The organism is Streptomyces sp. NBC_00354, assembly GCF_036106915.1.
In the GTDB taxonomy this organism is placed as follows: Bacteria; Actinomycetota; Actinomycetes; order Streptomycetales; family Streptomycetaceae; genus Streptomyces.
In genome coordinates this window covers 7,024,205-7,044,289 of record NZ_CP107983.1, presented here as the reverse complement: position 1 = coordinate 7,044,289, position 20,085 = coordinate 7,024,205, and the positions used below count along the sequence as shown (strand labels likewise).

The window sequence follows — 20,085 nt, the reverse complement described above, 5'->3', positions numbered from 1 at the left end:
TTCCTTTTCACTGGGCGAGTCGGGGCGCGGGGGCGCCGAGCGGCCCGCGGTAGGTGACCGCGGGGTGGCCCAAGGCGTCGGTGGTCAGTTCGGCGTCGACCTCGAAGACCTCGGCGAGCCGCTCGGCTGTGAGAACGGCGGCGGGGCTGCCGGAGGCGATCAGGCGGCCGTGGTGCAGGAGCAGCAGCCGGTCGCAGTAACGGGCGGCGAGCGACAGGTCGTGCAGCGCGACCAGGACCGTCCGGCCCGTGCCGGCCAGCAGCTCCATCAGTTCCAACCGGTGTCTGACGTCGAGGTGGTTCGTCGGCTCGTCGAGCAGGAGCCCGTACGGCTGCTGGGCCAGCGCGCGGGCGATGTGGGCGCGCTGGCGCTCGCCGCCCGACAGGGCCTTCCAGGAGCGGCCGGCGAGCGCGGTGAGTCCGACGCGTTCCAGTGCGGCGGCGACCACCGCCCGGTCGGTGGCGCTCGGCCCGCGCCAGCGGTCCCGGAACGGGGTCCGGCCCAGGCCCACGACGTCGGCGACCGGCAGATCGCTGTCCGCGCCCGAGTCCTGTTCGACGAAGGCCACATGACGGGCGATCCGCCGCGCACTCCAGTGGCGTACGGACTCGCCGTCGTACCGGACCGTGCCCGCGTCGGGGACCCGCAGGCCGGCCAGGCAGCGCAGCAGCGAGGACTTGCCCGAGCCGTTGGGCCCGAGCAGCCCGACCGTCTCGCCGGGGGCGATGTCCGCGCTGACCTCGCGTACGACCGGCGTGCCCGCCACCGACCAGCTGAGCTTCTCGGCGGTGATCCTCACAGTTCACCCCGCTTGCGCAGCACGATGAGGAAGAGCGGCACGCCGAGCAGGGCGGTGATCACACCCACGGGAACCTCTCGCGGTGCAAAGGCGATCCGTGCCAGCGCGTCCGTCCAGACCAGGAACACCGCGCCCGCCAGCGCCGCGTACGGCAGCAGCAGCCGGTGCAGCGGCCCGACGAGGAACCGCACCCCGTGGGGGACGATCAGCCCGACGAAGCCGATGGCTCCGACGGTGGCCACCGCGACCGCGGTCAGCGCGGCCGTGACCACGAGCAGCCGCATCCGCGTGTGCCGTACCCCGGTCCCGAGCGAAGCGGCCGTGTCGGCGCCGAACGCGAGCCCGTCCAGGGCGTTCGAGCAGAGCCAAGCCACCAGCAGTCCCAGCGGCGTGACGATCGCGCAGACCACGACGGTGTCCCAGCGGGCCGGCGCCATCGAGCCCAGCAGCCAGTGGGTGACGGCCCGCGTGGTGTCCGCGTCCGCCGAGGCCATCAGGACCAGCGAGGTCACTGCGGTGAACAGCTGGCCGACCACCACGCCGGTGAGGACGATCCGGACGGAATCCAGCCCGGTGCGGCGTAGCAACAGCAGGAGCAGCCCGAAGGAGAGCAGTGCGCCGGCGAGCGCGCCGCCGGTGGCCCCGAGCGTGCTCGCGCCGATCCCGAGGACGACGACGGTGACGGCTCCGGTCGACGCGCCGGAGGAGACTCCGAGCAGGTAGGGGTCGGCGAGTGCGTTGCGGGTGACCGCCTGGAGCACCGTTCCGCACACGGCGAGCGAGGCGCCGACGAGAGCGGCCAGCAACACGCGCGGCAGCCGCAGGTCCCAGATGAGGGAGTCCACCAGCGGGGGCAACGGCTCCACGTCCAGACCGAGATGGGATCCGAGGACCCGGGCTGTGTCGGTCCAGCTCACGTCGGCGGTGCCGGTGCGCACGGCAGCCGCCACCGAGCCCGCCAGGGCGCCTGCGGTCAGGAGCAGGAGGACCGCGTGCGCCGCCGCGGACCGGCCGGGCCGGGTGGTGGCGCAGCCCCGGGTCACCACCCGTCCGCGGGCCGCCGGAAGCAGGAGATCCGCCGGGGCCCTCCGGGTGTCCGGCTCAGCGGACATACCCGAGGTCCTTCATGCCGTTCGCCAGCAGCCCGAGGGCGTGGACGGAGCGTACGGAGGGGTCCAGCTCGATGCCGGGCACCTCGAGGATCTTGTTCTCGCGGACGGCGGCCAGCTTCGAGATCACCGGGTGCTGAGCCATCGCGGCACGCTTCTCGGCGGCGCTGTCGCCGGGACGGCCGCGCTCGGACAGGTCTCCGATCACGATGAAGTCCGGGTCTCGCCGGGCGACTTCCTCCCAGGTGACCTCCGGCCAGTCCTCGCCGACGTCGTCGAAGGCGTTCTTCGCGCCGACGATCCGGCTCATCTCACTGGGCATCCCGGTCCTGCCCGCCACGTACGGCATGCCGTTGAAGACGGAGTAGAGGTGGACGACCGTCGGCCGGTCCGCGCCTTGGCCAGCCTTGGAGGCGTTCTCCCCGGCCCGGGCGACCGCCGCGCGCTGGTCGGCCGCGAGTTTCCCGGCCCGCTCCTCGGCGCCGAAGAGCTTGCCCAGGTTCTCGTAGTCGGAGAAGAGCAGCTCGAAGGGGGTCCTGCCGGCCGGGTTCTGCTGCGGGCAGTCCACGGCGCTGACGAACGTGGGGACCTTGAGGGCGTCCAGTTCCTCGCGGGTGCCGGCCCGGTCCTTGGTGTAGAGGTCGGTGGAACCGGAGACGACGAAGTCGGGTGTGGCGGCTCTCAGTTGCTCGCCGGTGGCGATCTTCGGGGCGATGACGGGGATCTTGGCGTACGCGTCCTCGTACGGCGCGGGGATCTTCGTCTTGAGGTTGGCGGTCCCCGCCATCCGGTCCTGGAGGCCGAGTTCGAGCAGGGTCTCGGTCGAGGTCTGGTCCAGGGCGACGGTCCGCTGCGGCGGCCGGGCGAAGGACACCTGTCGGCCGCAGCTGGTGACGGAAGCCGCCTTGGCGCCGTCCTGGGCCGCGGGCCCGGCGTCCGCCCGGGAACCGTCACCGGCTGCCGTGGAGCAGCCCGCGGTGGCGAGGGCGATGGTCAGGGCGATGCCGAGGCGGGCGGGATGGCGCATGGGTTCTCCGGTCTGGGAGGGAGGCGTGGGTGTTGTCGTGCACCGGGCAGGAGTGCCACGTTCGAAGAGTACTGTAATGGTATTCATTTTCATTAACGACTCCGGGGGCGGTTCGCCGAGCCGCTCCCCCACCTCCGAGGAGCACCCATACCGTGGCGACCACACCTGCGCCGACAGCGGCCAAGGCCGATGCCCCGCCCCCGCGTTCGGTCCTTCTGGACCCCGCGTTCCTGCGCCTGTGGGCGGGTACCACCGCCTCCGGCCTCGCGACCTGGGCCCTGCCCTTCGTCCTCGGGCTCGCCGTCCTGCACCGCGACCTCGGCGCCGCCGGCCTGGGCCTGGTCCTCGCCGCCCGCACCGCCGGCTTCCTCGCCGCCGTCGCCGTCGGAGGCGTACTTGCCGACCGGCACTCCCGCCGCGCGGTCGTCCTCTGGTCCGGCCTCGCGGCGGCGGTCGCCGCGCCCCTCCTCGCCGCCGGACTCGGGCGCTCGCTCGTGCTGATGACGGCCGCCGCCGCCCTCGCCGGCGCCGGACAGGGCGCCTGCCGCCCCGCGTTCCAGGCGCTCACCGCCGAGACCGTCGAACCCGCGCGCCGTCAGCAGGCCAACGCCGCCATGACCATGGCCGTACGCAGCTCCACCCTCGCCGGACCCGCCCTGACCGCCCTGCTCGCGGCCTTCCTCGACGTCGGGACGCTGCTGCTCGGCATCGGGCTGCTCTGGCTGGTCGCCGCGCTCGTCCCGGGCAAGGGCGCCGGCACCTCCGGGTCGGCCGCGGAGCCCGCCCCGCGCGCCGGTTTCCGCGCCGAATTCCTGGAGGGCATACGCGAGGCGCGGCGCCATCCCTGGTTCCTCGCCGGGCTCGGCGCCCTCGTCGCCGTCATCGCCCTCGGCTACTCCGCCACCAGCGTCGCGCTGCCCCTGATCAGCCGGGACCGCTACGGCACCGAGTGGGTGCTGGCCGCGGCCATGACCGCGTACACCCTGGGCGCGCTCGGCGGCGCCCTGGTCATCGCCCGCCGGCGGCCCCGCTCACAGGGCTGGGCCGCCTTCGCCGGGCTGGCCGTGTACGGCTTCGCGCCGCTGAGTCTGATGCTGCCCGTGCACCCGGTCGTGGTCGTCGCCGCGTACGCCGTCGCCGGGATCGGCATCGAGCTGTTCAACGTGCCCTGGTTCACGGCCACCCAGCGCGAGGTGGCCCCGGACAAGCTGGCCCGCGTCTCCTCACTGGACTTCCTCGTCTCGTACGGCCTGGCGCCCGTCGGGCTCGCGCTGATCGCACCCGCCATCGACGCCTTCGGGGTCACCGCCGTACTCGCCGCGTGCGCCGCCGCCTGCTTCCTCGTCCCGGCCGCGGCGGCGCTGGTACCCACCGCCCGCCACTTCGGGCGTACGGCCACGGCCGCGGCGGACTGACCGCCGGCGCCCACGGCGCGCCCCGCCCCGGCCGGTCCGCCCCCACCCGGCCGGGGCGCCCGTCGATGCCGGGTCTGGCAAGCTGCGCTCCATGACCGTGCAGCAACCACTCGACTTCACGCAGATCACCCGCCCCCGGGAGCTGACTGCCGAACTCCGGGAACAGCTCGTCGACTGCTGGGTACGGGTGATCAACGCCGGAGGCGCCGTCATTCCCCGGGGGCTGCCCATGCCGCCGGTGAGCGCCGGCCAGGCCGACCCGGCCCTGGGCCTGCTCGTCGGTGAGCTCGATCCGCGCCGCGCCCGGATGCTGATCGCCACGGCCGGCGGGAGGCTCGCGGGGTGGCTGATTCTGCGCCGTGACCCGCATCCCCTCGTCGCGCACTGCGGCGCTGTCAACCACGTCATGACCCACCCCGATTTCCGCGGCCGCGGCATCGGTAGCGCGCTGATGCACCGGGTCCGCGATCTCGCCCGGCAGGAGATGGGTCTGGAGCAGCTGCACATCGCCGTCCGGGCCGGGCTGGGGCTCGAGGCGTTCTACGGCCGTCTGGGCTGGCGCGAGATCGGGCGCTGGCCCGGCGGTCTGCGGGTCGCACCCGGCGACGACCGCGACGAGATCCTCATGTACCTCGCCCTCCGAGCCGCCTGAGCCGTCCGAGCCGCCTGAGTCGCCTGGGGCCGCCAAGTGCTCCGGCGCGCCTGTCGCGTTTCGGTCATCTCCCTCCATCACGCGTCCGAGCCCGATCAGCAGGGCAGGAACAGGGCCGCGAGGTAAATCGTCGTACGATCGGAGCCCGGAGGAGCAGCTGCGATGGACACCGGCCCCCTGTACCTGGAACCGCGGTTGGCACCGCGGATCGCTGCGCTGCTCGGCTCGGCCCCGTTCCTGCACATGCTCGTGGACGCCCTCGGCTCGCCCCTGAACGTCCTCGTGCCCGACCAGATGGCGCAGAACACCGAGGGCTTCCGCTCCGTCTACCGCCGCCACCGCCTCGGCGGGCACGTCTTCTTCGCCCACAAGGCCAACCGTTCCCGGTCCCTCGTCCGGCGGCTCACCACCACGGACGCCGCCGTGGACGTGGCTTCCCTCGGCGAGCTCCGCCGCGCCCTCGGCGACGGCTTCACCGCCGACCGCATCATGGCGACCGGCCCCAAGGATCCGGCGTTCCTCTGGCTCGCCGCGCGGTCGGGGGTCACCGTGAACGCCGACGGCCCCGGCGAGCTGGAGGCGCTGGCGGGCCTCGTACGACGCCATGACCTGCCTCGCCCGCGCGTCCTGCTCCGCCTCTGCGAGTTCGAGACCTCGGGACCCAGGATGCTGTCCCGAAGGAGCCGGTTCGGTACGTCCGTGAAGGCCCTCGGCCCGCTGCTGGACCTCCTCGAACGCCACCGGGACTCCCTCGATCCGGTCGGCGTCGCGTACCACCTCGACACCACGAGCCCGGACGAGAAGGCCATCGCCCTCGAAGGCTGCCTGCGCGCCATGGACGACCTGCGATTACGGGGATTCCAGCCGCGCGCCGTGGACATCGGCGGCGGCTTCGGCGTCAGCTACCTCGCGCACGCCGCCCAGTGGGACCGCTACACGAGCGAGCTCGCGGCCGCGGTGATGGGCCGCCGACCGCCCCTGACCTGGGGCGGCCACGGCTACGGCCTGCACTCCGAGGGCGGTACGCTCCGCGGCGCCCTGAGCCTGTACCCCGCCCACCGCCCGGTCGCCGGCGCCGCCTACCTCGACGCACTCCTGTCACAGCCCGCCCCCACCCTGGGCCGGCCGCTGGGCACCTTGCTGCTGGAGAGCCTCTACGACCTGTACACGGAGCCGGGCCGGGCCCTCGCCGACCAGTGCGGGCTGTCGCTGGCCCGGGTGCTGGAGGTACGGCACCGGGACACGGGCCCCGCATTCGTACGCCTCGCCATGAACGCGAACGACGTCAGCCTGGAGGACCACGGCATCCTCATGGACCCCGTGCTCGTGCCCCGCGACGGCGAGCCCGCCGGCCCGCAGGAGCCGGTCGGCGTCCACCTCATGGGCAACCTCTGCCTGGAAGCCGACCTGATCACCCGCAGAACGGTGTTCCTGCCGCGGCTGCCGAGGCCGGGAGACCTGCTCGGCTTCGCCAACACCGGCGGGTACTGCATGGACTTCAGCGGCACCCACGCACAACAGCAGCCGGTGGCCCGCAAGGTGGCCGTCCGGCAGGAAGGAGCCGCCTGGCGCTGGTGTCTGGACGAGGAGTACTGGCCGATCGAGGAGTGCCGGCCGATCACCGATTCGGGGGGACAGGCATGAGGTACGACAGCATCACCGACGCCATCGGCAACACCCCGCTGGTCCGTATCGATCCGGCCGTACACGGCCTGCGCCACATCGACCTCTACGCGAAGCTCGAAATGCTCAACCCGTTCGGCTCCGTCAAGGACCGGGCGGCCTGGAACATGGCCCGGTCCGGCCTGCCCGGCGCCCGGGAGCGCGGCGCGACGATCGTCGAGCTGTCCAGCGGAAACACGGCCAAGGCGCTGGCCGTCATCGCGGGCATGCACGGGCTGTCGTTCAAGAGCGTCACCAACCGGATGCGCATACCCGAGGTCAAGGACCTGCTCCTGCTGCTGGGCGCCGAGATCGAGGAGCTGCCGGGCCGCAGCGAATGCCTGGACCCGACGGACACCGAGGACCCGCTGACCCTCTTCCACCAGAGGCTGAACCAGTCCGGCAGTGCCCACCTGCACACCGACCAGTACTTCAACGCGCTGAACACCGAGGCCCACGAGACGGGTACGGGCCCGGAGATCGTGGCGGATCTGGACGGCCGGGCCCCGGACTGGTTCCTCGCCTGCGTCGGCACGGCGGGTTCCTCCACGGGCGTGGCCCGGGCCTTGCGCGCCCATGATCCGGCCGTACGGGTGATCGGGCTGGTGGGCGAGAAGTCGGACTTCATCCCCGGCATCCGCAACATCGACGAGGTCCACGAGGTCGGCCTCTTCGACCCGGCCACGTACGACACGATCGAGTCGGTCAGCGCCGACGACGCCATCGACGGCATGCTGACCCTGGTCCGGCGCTGCGGGATCCTCGCCGGACCCACCGGCGGCGCCGCCTACCAGGGAACGGTCCGCCATCTGAAGTCGATCGACGCAGAGTTGACGGAGACGGACCGCAGAAGCGCGGTCTTCATCGTCTGCGACCGGGTGGAGAGCTATCTCGGCTACGTCAAACAGCGCCGCCCGGAGCTGCTGGGCCGCCCGCCCGCGCGGAACTCCGTGACCTCGCTGACCGACACCGAGGTACGGGCGGCCCAGGTCATCGAGGTGGCCGACGCACAGAAGTGGCTCGCAGCCGAGCGGCCGCTGGTGATCGACCTGCGCAGCTCCTTCGCCTACGCCGCGCTGCACATCGACGGATCGGTGAACATCGTCGACGAGCTCTTCGACGAACTCGTCCGGGGTGGCATGCCGTTCAGCAAACGGCAGCCCGTCCTCCTGGCGTGCCCGGTCGGCGAGCAGTCGGCGCGCTACGCCGCCCTCCTGACCCGGATGGGCCATCCCGACGTACGCAGCCTCGCGGGAGGGATCATCGCGTGGCGGGACGCGGGCGCGCCGCTGGTGCGTGACTGACATGGCCGACGCCGACACCGACGCTCTCGAGGAGCTGCGTTCCTGGCAGCGGCCGTTGCGCGCCCAGTTCCCGATCATCGTGGCGAACCCGGGGCTGGCCTACCTGGACAGTGCGGCGACCGCGCAGAAGCCACAGGCCGTACTGGACGCCGTGCAGCACTACCTCACCACCTCCAACGCCAACGCGGGCCGCGGCTCGTACCCCTGGGCCAATGCGACGACGGCCGCGGTGGAGCGGGCCCGCGGCCGTGTCAGGGAGTTCCTGGGCGATCCCGAGCCGGACCGGTCGTCGGTGCACTTCACCAGCGGGGCCTCCGAGGGACTGCGGACCGTCGCCCTGGACTGGCTGGCGGGCCGGCTCACCGACGGGGACGAGATCGTCGTCCCGTTCGCCGACCACGAGGCGAATCTGGCGCCATGGCTGGAGGTACGGGAGCTGCTGGCCCGGCAGGGCGTACGGATCCTGGTCCGGGAGCTGCCGTACCAGGACAGCTCCGGCGACTACGACCCGGCGGCACTCGCCGCGTCGGCCGGCCCCCGCACCCGTTTCGTCGCGGCCACGCATGTGCACCACGTCTACGGCGCCGACATGAACGTGCACCGGATCCGCCAGGTGGTCGGGCCGGATGTCCCGATCTGCCTCGACGCCGCGCAGAGCGTCGGCCACCTGCCGTTCTCCGTCGCCGGACTCGACGTGGACTTCGTGGTGTTCTCCGGGCACAAGGCCCTGGCGCTGCCGGGTACCGGCGCGGTCTGGGCCCGTGGCCGGCGGGGGCCGGAGTTCCGGCCGGGCGGCTGGTCCGGCACCCCGAACACGGTCGGCATCGCAAGCCTGACGGCCGCGCTCGACTGGCTCGACGCGGCCGGCACGGACCGGATCGAGGCGTGGACGGTGGCGCTCGCGGCGCGGCTGACGGACGGCCTGAGCCGGCTGGACGCGTACGAGGTGCTCGGCTGCCGCACCAGCCTGGCGGCCGGCTCCGAGGTCCAGCGGCGCCGGAGCATCGTGGCGTTCCGGCATCGCGGGATCGCATCCCGCGATCTCGGGTTCATCCTCTACAGCCACGGGTTCATGGTCCGCTCCGACGGACACTGCCAGGCGGGCGCCGAGGTGAAGGACGGATCGGTGCGGGTGAGTCTGCACGTGTACAACACCGCTGAGGAGATCGAAGCGTTGCTCACCACCCTCGCCAATCTGCAATGATTTTCATGTGGAGTTCAGGGCCGTGAGAACGGCAGAGGCACGAGCGGACAGAAACATGAACCTGCACACGGTGGCGGCCGGCCGGTGGGTGGAACGCTGGGAGCGGCAGCAGCAGCGCTACGCGGTCGACCGCGAGGAGCGGTTCACCGTCATCTCCGACGTGGTCGAGCGCGTGACGGCGGGCTGCGCGGCTCCCCTGCTCGTCGACCTGGGATGCGGGCCGGGGTCGCTGGCCGCGCGTCTTGCGGAGCGGATGCCCGCGGCCGAGGTCGTCGGCGTCGATGCCGATCCGCTGCTGCTGGAACTGGGGCGGGCGCACCACGGAGCGGCCCTGCGCTTCGCCGAGGCCTCGATCGGGGAGCCGGGCTGGCTCGACGGGCTCGCGCTGGACCGCCCGGTGGACGCCGCCGTCTCGACGACGGCCCTGCACTACCTCGGCGAGGACACCCTGCGGCGGACGTACGAGGAGCTGGCCGAGTGCATCCGGCCCGGCGGAGTCCTCGTCAACGGCGACCATCTGGAACCGGACTCCCCCAAGGTCCACGAGCTCGCCGTCGACATCGGCCGGCGGCGCGCCGAGCGCCAGCAGGCCCTGGCGCACGAGGACTGGGAGTCGTGGTGGTCGGGAGTGCGGGCCGACCCCGAGCTGACGCCCCTCCTCGCCACCCGCGACCGGCGCGCCCACCCGCGGTGCGAGGGCAACGACCTGACCCTCACCGACCACCTCGCACTGCTGCGCGAGGCGGGCTTCGAGCACGTCGGCACGGTCTGGCAGTTCGGCAACAGCCACGTGGTGGTCGCGGTCCGCTGACCCCCGCCGGCCCCACGCGGCCGCCCCTCTCCTGCGTACGGCCCCGGGATCAGGCCACCTGACGACTCGGCCGTGGGCCCTTCGGGGCAACCGGAGCGGGGGTGCCGCGCGGCGCCGGAGCGCGCTCTGCGGGATCGGGATATCAGTGGCCGCAGGCGGCGGTCGGCGGTGATCGCCACTGTTCGGAAGGGCGGGAGCCCGGTGGCCGTCAAACCCATTCCCGAGGGATACCCGCGGGTCACGCCGTACCTCTGTATCGGCGGAGCCGCAGCCGCGATCGACTTCTACGTGTCCGTGCTCGGTGCGACCGAGCGGATGAGGATGCCGGCGCCCGACGGCAGGATCGGCCACGCCGAGCTGGGGCTGGGCAACTCGGTCATCATGCTCGCCGACGAGTACCCGGAGATCGGATTCCGCTCGCCGAAGTCGGTGGGCGGCACGCCCATCACCCTGCACGTGTACGTCGAAGACGTCGACGCCGTCTTCGCCAAGGCCCTCGCCCGCGGCGCCACGGAGGTGTCGGCGGTCAAGGACGAGTTCTACGGCGACCGCACCGGGCAGTTCGAGGACCCCTTCGGCCATCGCTGGAACATCGCCACGCACGTGGAGGACATCCCCCCGGCGGAGATGGAGAAGCGGGCCAAGGAGGCCCTGGAATCCATGCAGGACGGTGGCTGAACCGCCGGACGTGCGGACGCCGGAGAGGCTGTGGGCCTCTCCGGCGTCCGTGCGTGGGGCTGTGGGGGCTGTCGGCCCTCAGTGGGCGAGCTTCGCCTTCAGGTTCTGCAGGACCTCCTGCTTGATGTCCTGCGTGGTGACGGTGCCACCGGTGCCGGTGCCGTTCCCGCCCACGGCGGTGGCGTCGCCGGTGTTGACGGCGTCGGCGCTGGCGTTACCGCCGCGGGCGACACCGGTGGTGACCGTGCACCCGCCCTCGCAGTTGCCGACGCCGGCGTAGGCGCCGCCGCCCCGGGCGGTACCGCCGACGGTCGTGTTCTCGGCATTGGCGTTGCCGCCGACGCCGATGCCGTCGGCGCTGTCCTGGGGGAGCGTGACGGCCTGCTGCGGGGCGGCGGTCGGCGCGGCCATGGCGGTCGCCGGCAGCGCGACACCGCCGCCGATCAGCGCCACGGAAGCTCCGGCCAGGACGATACGACGGGTCCAGAAACGCTCAGACATGGGAATTCTCCATTCGGTGTCAAAAGGGTTCGCATTCCGCCCCGCGGAAAAGTCCGGGTATATCCTTCCGGCTTCGTGTTCTCCGGGGCGTTCCCCGGTGAGGGCGCACTTCAAATAAACCCTGCGGGAGCACGTGCGTCACGCCACTCGAACACGTGACTTGACGCCGAGAACCGATCTTGATAGCGGGAAGCGGCGGGAACACGCCGCGCGTCACCAGATCCTGCTCGCGGCATGATCTACACGCTAACGTCGACCTCGCATAAGCCCTGGGATCCCCGGCGTCTGCACAGCACCGGGCGTATCCGACCGGCAGCCTCAGCGCCCGCCTGCTTGGCCACAGGCGAAGACCTCGCACAAGAATCCCGGAGAATTCCGATGAACGAGCGTTCCTGGACCCGTCGTATCGTGCTGGCCGCGGCTTCCGTGGCACTGACCGGCGTCGTGGCCCTGCCGGCGACCGCGATGGCAGCACCGGCATCCCCTCAGTACGGCTACACCGGCATCACCACCGCCGCAACCGACAGTGCACCGGGCGTGTGCAGGGGGCTCTGCCACGACAGCAGCAACACCGCCGCAGGCAACGGCACCTCCGGCGTGTGCGAGGGGATCTGCCACGACAGCACCAACACGGCCGTGGGCGACGGTTCCTCCGGCGTGTGCCGGGGACTGTGCGACGGCAGCACCAATACGACCGTCGGGGCCGGCGCGTTCAACGAGTGCGTGGGCCTCTGCGACACCAGCACCAACACCGCCGTGGGCGACGGCGCCTTCAACGTGTGCAGCGGCCTGTGCCAGGACAGCGTCAACACCGCCGTGAGCGGTGAGGTCCTGAGCGGCACGTTCAACGCCACGAACTCGGTCGGGCAGGGCACGCGGGCCATGGGTGACAGCGACAAGGGCACGGGGGGTGACGCCAGCGCGGTCAGCGGCAATGCCAGTGCCGCGAACACCACGGTCGGCGGTACCGCCACCGGCGGCAACGCCAACTCCGGCGTCGGCACCTGCATCGGCAGGTGCACCATCACCACGGGTGCCGCGACGGGCGGCGCCGCCAGCGCCGACGCCCTCAACACAGGCAACGCAACGGCCGTGACCGGTGACGCGACGGCCACGGGCGGCAACGGCTGACCAGCCGGAGAAGCACGAAACAGACGCCGGAGAGGCTGTGGGCCTCTCCGGCGTCTGTGGTGTGGGGGCGATTTCCTGCCCTCAATTGCCGAGCTTCTGCTTCAGGTTCTCCTTGAGCTGCAGCTTGATGTTCTGCTTGTTCACCTGGCCGCCCGTGCCGGTGCCGTCGCCGCCGACGGCGGTGGCGTCGCCGGTGTTGACGGCGTCGGCGCTGGCGTTGCCGCCGGTGGCGTTGCCGGTCTTGATGTCGCATCCGCCCTCACAGTTGCCGACGCCGGAGTTGGCGTTGCCGCCGGTGGCCTCGCCGCCGACGGTGGTGTTCTCGGCGTTGGCGTCGCCGCCGGTACCGATGCCGTCGGCGCTGTCCTGGGGGAGGGTGATGGCCTGCTGCGGGGCCGCGGTGGGTGCGGCCATGGCGGTCGCCGGCAGTGCGATGCCACCACCGACCAGCGCCAGGGAAGCTCCGGCCAGAACGATACGACGGGTGGTGAAGAGCTCGAACATGGCAATTCTCCATTCGGAATAAGAAAAGGCTGGTAAACCGTCTCCGGGAGATCCCCGGTGAGGGCGTACTTCAAATAAACCCGACGGGAGAACATGCGTCACGCCACTCGAACACGTGGCTTGACGTCCGGAATCGATCTTGATAGAAGGCTGAGCCGCGCCCGGGTGAACTCTTCCGGCCGACTCTGTACGAAGCGGCTCCTGTCAAGTGACGAATAGCCGGGGCTATGGCCCCATCCCCTCCTCCCGGCACGGTGGAAATCGACCGTCCTGCTCAAGAGCAGGAGCGAAACCCACCATCCGGACCGGAGGCATTCATGTCCCGTCGTGCAGGGGTCTTCGTGACCCGCCGTCCACGGCTCGTCCTCTTTGCCGCGCTCGTTTTCCTCCTGCTGTCCGCCGTGTTCGGTGCAGAGGCGACCGGCCGGCTGAAGACGCAGGGGTACGACGACCCGCGATCGGAGTCGAGCCGCGCCGCCCGCGTGGCGGCCGAGCACCTGGGGGCGTCCCCCAACCTGGTCGTCGTCGCGCAGGCCCGCGGCGGTTCCGTCGACGACCCGGCAGCCCGGAGCGCGGGCGAGACCCTGACCGGACGCCTTCGTACGCAACCGCACGTGAGCGCCGTGACCTCGTACTGGACCGGCAACGCGGCGGAGCTGCGCAGCCGGGACGGCAACGCGGCCATGCTCGTCGCGCACGTGGACGGCGAGGGGGAACGGCTCGGAACGCGGGTCGAGCAGCTGAGCAAGGAGCTGACCACCCCGACGGCTGCCACCTCGGCCCTCACGGTGCACGCGGGAGGACCGGCGCTCATCGACGCCGAGCTCCAGGACCTCTCGGAGTCCGACCTGAAGCGCGCCGAGTCCGTCGTGCTGCCGGGAACCCTGATCCTGCTGGTCCTGGTGTTCGGAAGTGTGGTGGCCGCGGCTCTGCCCCTGCTGATCGGGGTGCTGGCCATCGCCGGGACGCTGCTGGTCCTGAGCGTGCTCGGCGCCGTCACCGACGTGTCCGTGTTCGCGCTGAACCTCACCACCGCGCTCGGCCTGGGGCTGGGCATCGACTACGGGCTGCTGATCGTCTCCCGGTTCCGTGAGGAGCTCGCCGACGGACACGGTCCGCGCAGCGCCGCCATACGGACCGTGCGCACCGCGGGCCACACGATCCTCTTCAGTGCCGCCACGGTCTCCGCCGCGCTCGCGACGCTGCTGGTGTTCCCGCCCTACTTCCTGCGCTCCTTCGCCTACGCGGGCATCGCCGTGGTGGCCATCGCGGCGGTGAGCGCCGTCACCGTGTTGCCGGCTCTGCTCGCGCTGCTCGGAAAGCGGGTGAACGCCTGGGCCGTGCCGTGGCGCCGCCGGGCCCACGCCGGCTCGGAGTCACGCTTCTGGCGGGGGCTGGCGCAGATCGTCGTACGCCGCCCGCTGATCGCGGCGCTGCCGGTGATCGGTCTGCTCGTGGTGCTCGCCGGGCCGTTCGCACACGCCGGTTTCGCCACCCCTGACGAGCGGGCGCTGCCCGCGAGCTCGTCCAGCCGGCAGACCGGGGACCTGGTGCGCGGTGCGTTCGACATGAACGGTCCGGGCGCGCTCACGGTCGTCATGACGGGTAAGACGTCCCCGCCCTCCCGTGAGGACTACGCCCGCCGGCTGTCCGTACTCCCCCAGGTCGCCCAGGTCGTGGGGCCCGAGGGCAGCTTCCGGCACGGTGCGAAGGCAGCGCTCTCCCGCTCCGCCGGATCCGCGGCCCGGCCCGTCGGCGACGGCCCGGCCCAGCTCTCCGTGGTACCGCAGGCGGACCCCCAGTCGCGCGCCGCCCAGCAGCTCGTGCACGCCGTCCGCGCGACTCCCGCCCCGGCGGGCACCGACGTCCTCGTCGGCGGACCGAGCGCGGTCCTGGTCGACGCCAAGGCCACCGTGGGTGACCGGCTGCCGCTGGCGCTCTCCCTGATCACCCTCACCACGTTCGTGCTCCTGCTCGGCTTCACGCGCAGCCTGCTGCTGCCGCTCAAGGCCATCGCGCTGAACGCCCTGAGCCTCGCTGCCGTCCTCGGCGCGATGGTGTGGGTCTTCCAGACGGGCCACCTCCGGCACCTGCTCCACTTCACGCCCGGACCACTCAGTACGACCATGCCGGTGCTGCTGTTCTGCATCGTCTTCGGGCTCTCGGTGGACTACGAGGTGTTCGTCCTCGCGCGCATCAAGGAGGCGCACGAGGCCGGGCAGGACAACACCGACTCGATCGTCTCGGGCATAGCCCACACGGGCGGCATCGTCACGACCGCCGGTTCCCTCCTCGCGTTCACGCTCCTGAGCTTCGGCACCTCCCAGGTCTCGCTCCTGCAGTTCTTCGGAATCGGCGCAGGCCTCGGCGTCCTCCTCGACGCCACGCTCGTGCGGGGCGTCCTCGTACCGGCGCTCATGCGCCTGGCCGGCGGCCTGAACTGGTGGGCGCCGTGGCCCATCAGGCGCAAGGTGCCGCATCCGGCGGCCCGGGCTCCCGCGGCCACGGCCGGCAGGGGTGCCCCGCGGTCCTCGCCGCCTCACCTGCCCCCACCCCCTCGCACCGCCGAATCCCACGGTGCAGACCCCGTCCCCACCGCCTTGGTCGCAGCCCGCCCGGGGCACCACGAAATGGAAGAAGACCCGTCATGACCGACATCGCCATCACCGGACTCGGCTGCCGCTTTCCCGGCGCCCCCGACATCCGCGCCTACTGGAAGCTCCTGCTGAACGGGGAACGCCAGTTCTCCGCCGTCCCGGCGGAACGCTGGAACCACGGCACCTTCCACGAGCCCGACAACCCGTCGGCCCCCCATGCCGCGTACACCGACCAGGTCGCCTTCCTGGATGCCGTGGACCGTTTCGCCGCCCCGCACTACGGGGTGCCCCCAGCCCGCGCCCGGGCGATGGACCCGCAGCACCGGCTGATGCTCGACGTCACCCGCGAGGCCCTAGACGACGCGGGGCTGGGCCGTGGCGACTTCGACCGCGAGAACACCGGCGTCTTCCTCGGCATATCGGTGTCCGACTACAAGGACCTCATGGCGGCCCCCCTCCGGGTCCTCGCCCTGGCCGACGAGTCGCCCGCAGCCGACCACCCCGGCGGCCTCGACGCTGCCAGGGAACAGGCGGAACGACTCGGCACCGTCCAGAGCTTCACGCTGCCCGGGAGCCTGCTCAACATGGCGGCGGGCACGGTCAGCCGGCAGTTCGACCTCGGCGGCCCCAGTTTCGCCGTCGACGCCGCCTGCTCCGGCTCACTGGTCGCCCTCGACCAGGCGATCGCCCACCTGGGCCGGGGCACCTGCCGCATCGCCGTCGTCGGCGGCGTGTACCTGAACCTCACCCCCGACAGCCTGGTCGGCTTCTCCAAGCTCCGCGCGCTGTCCGCGACCGGGGTGTGCCGCCCGTTCGACGAGGCGGCCGACGGCTTCGTCCTCGGCGAGGGCTCCGGCGCCGTCGTCATACGGCCGCTCGCGGACGCCCTCGCCGACGGCGACCGCGTCTACGCGGTGATCAAGGGCATAGGCTCGGCCAACGACGGCGCGTCCCCCGGACCGCTGACCCCCACCCCCGAAGGCCAGCTGCGCGCCATGCGCCGGGCCTACGACGACGCCGGGGTCGCCCCCTCGTCCGTGGGCTTCACGGAGGCCCACGGCACCGGCACCACCGTCGGAGACCGTGCCGAGGTGGAGGCGCTGCGCCGACTGCGCACCGAGTTCCCCGACGACGATCCCGCACTGTGCTACCTCGGGGCGGGCAAGGCCCTCATCGGGCACTCGCTGTCCGCGGCGGGCATCGCGGGGCTGATCAAGACGGCCCTGGTCGTCCACCACCGCACGATCGTGCCGCAGCCGGAGACCGCGCCCCATCCGGACCTGGGCATCGCCGCCGCGGGCCTGCGCTTCGCCGACACCGCGCGGCCCTTTCGGGCCACGGGCACCCCGCGGCGCGCCGCCGTCAGCTCGTTCGGTTTCGGCGGCACGAACGTCCACGTGGTTCTGGAGGAGCAGCCCGCCCCTGCCGTCGGCCACCCCGCCGAACGGACCGAAGCCGACGGACCCCAGCTCGTCCTGCTCTCGGCCGGCAACCCTGAGCTGCTGGACGAGCACATCGGCGAGTTTCTCGACGCACTCGACACGGCGGACCGCCCGCCGTTGGCGGCCGTGGCCCACACCCTGGGCGCGCGTGAGCCGCTGACCGCCCGGCTCGCGGTCGTCGCCGCCGACACCGACGCATTCGTCCGGCGGCTGCGCGACGCCCGTCGGCAGCTCGCCGACGGCGCCCGGGGCGACCTCGGCGACGGCGCCTTCGCCGCCGACGCTCCCCTGCCGCCGGCCCAGCGCCGCATCGCGTTCCTCTTCCCCGGGCAGGGCAGTCAGCGCCCGGGCATGATGCAGGACCTCTACGAGAGGTTCACCGGCTTCCGGGCCACCGTCGACGCGCTCAGCGCCGTGGCCCGGCGGAACATCGGCTTCGACCTCACCGATCTGCTGTACGGCGAGGCCTCGGCCGGCGACGGCGACGGCGACGGCGACGACCAGGAGCTCAGGCAGCGGCTCGCCGCCACCGACGTGTGTCAGCCACTGCTCGGCACCGTCCAGATCGCCGCCACCCGCCTCCTCGCCGACTGCGGCCTCGCGCCCGACCTCACCCTGGGCCACAGCGTCGGGGAGTTCGCCGCGGCCGCCGCGGCCGGAGCCCTCACCGACGAGGCCACCGTCCGGCTGCTGGGCCACCGCGGCGCAGCCCTCCGACGGGCCGAGACCGGCTCCCGGGGCGGGATGCTCGCCGTGCAGGGCGACGAGGAGACCTGCCGCCGGCTCATGACCGGCATCGGCGACGTGTGGCTCGCCTGCTTCAACCAGCCGCGGCAGATCGTGGTCAGCGGCTCGCTGCGGGGGCTCGCCATCCTGCGGCGCGCGTGCGCCGAGGCCGGGGTCGTCACGCTGCCTCTCGAGGTGTCGGGCGCCTTCCACTCGCCGCGGTTCGCCGCCGCCGACGAGGCCTTGAGCGCGTACCTCGCCGACCGGCGCCTCGCGAGCCCCGCCCTGCCGTTCGTATCGTCCGTGGACGCGGCGGTCTGCACCGACGCCGACCGGCTGCGTGAGCTGTGGTCCCGGCACGCGTCCGCGCCGGTCCGCTTCGGCGATGCCGTCCGGACCGCCTACGGCCAGGGGGCCCGCGTCTTCCTCCAGGTGACCGGCGGCAGCTCGCTGCTCACCTCGGTACGCCGCAACCTCACCGGCCACGACGACGTCCACGCCGTCGCCGCCGCAGAGGCCGCGCCGGACGGCGCACGCGGGTTCGTCCGGGCCCTCGCCCGGCTCGCGGTCCTGGGCGCCCCGGTCGACCCGCGCGCCCTGGTTCCCGAGGAAGCCCGCCGCCTGCTGGACCTGCCGGTGGCCAGGCTCGACACCCAGTCCTACTGGGTGCGGGGCAACCGCCCCGCGCCGCAGGACTCCCCCGCCGCCGTCCTCCCGCCCCAGCCCGCACCGCCTCAGGAGAGCTCGATGAATGCCCCCGCGAACAACCCGGTGAACGAACTGCTCCAGCTGGTCCGGCAGCAGGTGACGCTGCTCGGCCGCCTCACCGAGACGCTCCCCGTGCAGCACCCCGCCGCGCCGGTCACGGCCCCGGCCGCGGCCGCACCCGTACCCGTACCCACTGCCCCGGCCATCCCCGCCGATGAGGAACCTTCGCCGGCCCGGGGCATCGACGAGGTCAGCGACGCCGTGCTCGCGCACGTGGCCCGGATCAGTGCGTTCCCGGTGGGTCATCTGCGGAGCGACCAGCTGCTGATCGACGATCTCGGCTTCGACTCGCTCATGCTGACCGATCTGTTCACCTCCCTCCATCGGGAGTGGCCGCAGTGGATGTTCGACGAAAGGGCTGCCGACCGGCCGACCGCCGGGAGGATCGCCGCGCTGATCTCGGGCGGCTCCACGGACGCCGCACCGGCGGCCGTCCCCGTACAGCGCGCCGCCCACGGCGACGAAGCCCCGGCGCCGCCGCCCGCCGACCTGCCCGCGGTCGCACCGGCCGCACCGGCTGCCGCCCCGCTGCCCGAGGAGCAGACGCGGATCGAGTGCTTCCCGGAGATCGCCGCCCACGGTGAGCGTTTCGCCGCGCTCGCCCGGATGGGGCTGCCGAATCCGTACTTCCTCGTCCACGAAGGCGGCATCACGGACACGACCGTCATCGACGGCCGAGAACTCGTCTCCTTCTCCAGCTACAACTACCTGGGCATGGCCACGCACCCTCAGGTGACCGAGGCGGCCCAGGAGGCGATCGCACGCTGCGGCACGTCCGTGTCCGCGAGCCGGCTGCTGTCCGGCAGCCGTCCGCTCCACCTGGAGCTCGAGACGGAACTCGCCGACCTGCTCGGATGCGAAGCCGCGATCACCCTGGCCAATGGGCACGCCACCAATGTCACCGTGATCGGGCACCTCGTCGGCGCCGGGGACCTCGTCATCCACGACTCCCTCGCGCACGACAGCATCCTGCAGGGGTGCAAGCTCTCCGGCGCGACCCGGCGGCCGTTCCCCCACAACGACGCCGCCGCCCTCGACGCGATCCTCGGCCAGGTCCGCCACCAGTACCGGCGGGTCCTCGTCGTCATCGAGGGCGTGTACAGCATGGACGGCGACATCGCCGACCTGCCCGCCCTCGTCGAGGTCAAGCGACGGCACGGCGCGCTGCTGATGATCGACGAGGCGCACAGCATCGGGACGATCGGCGCGACCGGGCGCGGCATCGGCGAGCACTGCGGCACCGACCGCCCGGCCGTCGACCTGTGGTCGGGCACGCTGTCCAAGGCGCTGGCGAGCTGCGGCGGCTACGTCGCCGGGAGCCGCTCGGTCGTCGAGTACCTGCGCTACACCGTTCCCGGCTTCGTCTACAGCGCCGGCATGACCCCGGCCGACACCGCCGCGTCGCTGACGGCGCTGCGAATGCTGCGTGCCGAGCCGCAGCGCGTGGCGCGTCTCGCGGAGAACGCCGCGCTGTTCGTCCGCCTCGCGCGCGATGCGGGCATCGACGTCGGGGACAGCAAGGACACCCCGGTGGTCCCGTGCATCGTCGGGGACTCGATGAAGACCCTGCGACTCGCCGAGGCCATGTTCCAGCAGGGCATCAGCGTCAATCCCATCCTCCACCCGGCCGTACCCGAGGAAATGGCCCGGCTGCGCTTCTTCATCACCTGTGACCACACCTGCGACCAGATCCGTCACGCCGTGACCGCGCTGGAGTACGAGCTGCGGCACCTGCACCAGGCCATGGCCGCCTGA

At 72.4% G+C, this 20,085-nt stretch carries 15 protein-coding genes; 10 read left to right on the top strand and 5 right to left on the bottom strand.

Annotation, left to right across the window (positions count from 1 at the left end; all coding sequences use genetic code 11):
• Positions 1 to 7: 7 nt before the first annotated feature.
• Genes OHT74_RS32385 through OHT74_RS32375 form a run of 3 tightly spaced genes read right to left on the bottom strand, consistent with a single transcriptional unit; the run spans position 8 to position 2,935 of the window.
• A complete protein-coding gene (locus tag OHT74_RS32385) occupies positions 8 to 799 on the bottom strand; it encodes an ABC transporter ATP-binding protein (protein WP_328622115.1) in 792 nt (263 codons plus the stop codon).
• Positions 796 to 1,911 carry a FecCD family ABC transporter permease gene (locus tag OHT74_RS32380; RefSeq protein ID WP_328622114.1) on the bottom strand — a complete coding sequence of 372 codons (1,116 nt, stop codon included), beginning with the start codon at positions 1,909 to 1,911 and terminating at the stop codon, positions 796 to 798. The genes OHT74_RS32385 and OHT74_RS32380 overlap by 4 nt, the downstream gene beginning before the upstream one ends.
• Positions 1,901 to 2,935 (bottom strand): ABC transporter substrate-binding protein, encoded by a 1,035-nt coding sequence (locus OHT74_RS32375; protein WP_328622113.1) that lies wholly within the window; start codon positions 2,933 to 2,935, stop codon positions 1,901 to 1,903. The genes OHT74_RS32380 and OHT74_RS32375 overlap by 11 nt, the downstream gene beginning before the upstream one ends.
• A 152-nt stretch (positions 2,936 to 3,087) precedes the next feature.
• Between OHT74_RS32375 and OHT74_RS32370 the strand changes: the two genes are divergently transcribed.
• The 7 genes from OHT74_RS32370 (at position 3,088) to OHT74_RS32340 (ending at position 10,661) form a co-directional block, all read left to right on the top strand.
• Entirely contained in the window at positions 3,088 to 4,350 is a 1,263-nt protein-coding gene (locus OHT74_RS32370; RefSeq protein ID WP_328622112.1) for an MFS transporter, read from the top strand.
• Between the two features lie 91 nt (positions 4,351 to 4,441).
• Positions 4,442 to 5,002: a GNAT family N-acetyltransferase gene (locus OHT74_RS32365; RefSeq protein ID WP_328622111.1), complete on the top strand. Its 561-nt coding sequence runs from the start codon at positions 4,442 to 4,444 to the stop codon at positions 5,000 to 5,002.
• 162 nt (positions 5,003 to 5,164) lie between these two features.
• Positions 5,165 to 6,646 (top strand): Y4yA family PLP-dependent enzyme, encoded by a 1,482-nt coding sequence (locus OHT74_RS32360; protein WP_328622110.1) that lies wholly within the window; start codon positions 5,165 to 5,167, stop codon positions 6,644 to 6,646.
• Complete coding sequence (locus OHT74_RS32355) at positions 6,643 to 7,968, top strand: pyridoxal-phosphate dependent enzyme (RefSeq protein ID WP_328622109.1); 1,326 nt, start codon at positions 6,643 to 6,645, stop codon at positions 7,966 to 7,968. The genes OHT74_RS32360 and OHT74_RS32355 overlap by 4 nt, the downstream gene beginning before the upstream one ends.
• 1 nt (position 7,969) lies before the next feature.
• Positions 7,970 to 9,172: an aminotransferase class V-fold PLP-dependent enzyme gene (locus tag OHT74_RS32350; protein WP_328622108.1), complete on the top strand. Its 1,203-nt coding sequence runs from the start codon at positions 7,970 to 7,972 to the stop codon at positions 9,170 to 9,172.
• A 55-nt stretch (positions 9,173 to 9,227) separates the two neighbouring features.
• Positions 9,228 to 9,983, top strand: coding sequence for a class I SAM-dependent methyltransferase (locus tag OHT74_RS32345; protein ID WP_328622107.1), 756 nt, complete (start codon positions 9,228 to 9,230; stop codon positions 9,981 to 9,983).
• A 201-nt stretch (positions 9,984 to 10,184) separates the two neighbouring features.
• On the top strand, positions 10,185 to 10,661 hold the full coding sequence (locus OHT74_RS32340) for a VOC family protein (RefSeq protein ID WP_266669325.1): 477 nt from the start codon (positions 10,185 to 10,187) through the stop codon (positions 10,659 to 10,661).
• Between the two features lie 78 nt (positions 10,662 to 10,739).
• On the opposite strand, the gene OHT74_RS32335 is transcribed toward OHT74_RS32340, so the two are convergent.
• Positions 10,740 to 11,162 (bottom strand): hypothetical protein, encoded by a 423-nt coding sequence (locus OHT74_RS32335; RefSeq protein ID WP_266669324.1) that lies wholly within the window; start codon positions 11,160 to 11,162, stop codon positions 10,740 to 10,742.
• Positions 11,163 to 11,540: 378 nt separating this feature from the next.
• Here OHT74_RS32335 and OHT74_RS32330 point away from each other — a divergent pair, with 378 nt between their 5' ends.
• The gene (locus OHT74_RS32330) at positions 11,541 to 12,293 is read left to right on the top strand and encodes a hypothetical protein (RefSeq protein WP_266669322.1); all 753 of its coding nucleotides are present in this window, start codon (positions 11,541 to 11,543) and stop codon (positions 12,291 to 12,293) included.
• Between the two features lie 81 nt (positions 12,294 to 12,374).
• Here the strand turns inward: OHT74_RS32330 and OHT74_RS32325 are convergent, their stop codons facing one another.
• Complete coding sequence (locus tag OHT74_RS32325; RefSeq protein WP_328622106.1) at positions 12,375 to 12,797, bottom strand: hypothetical protein; 423 nt, start codon at positions 12,795 to 12,797, stop codon at positions 12,375 to 12,377.
• Between the two features lie 317 nt (positions 12,798 to 13,114).
• Between OHT74_RS32325 and OHT74_RS32320 the strand changes: the two genes are divergently transcribed.
• Positions 13,115 to 15,448 (top strand): MMPL family transporter, encoded by a 2,334-nt coding sequence (locus OHT74_RS32320; protein WP_328622105.1) that lies wholly within the window; start codon positions 13,115 to 13,117, stop codon positions 15,446 to 15,448.
• A complete protein-coding gene (locus tag OHT74_RS32315; protein WP_328622104.1) occupies positions 15,445 to 20,085 on the top strand; it encodes a type I polyketide synthase in 4,641 nt (1,546 codons plus the stop codon). The genes OHT74_RS32320 and OHT74_RS32315 overlap by 4 nt, the downstream gene beginning before the upstream one ends.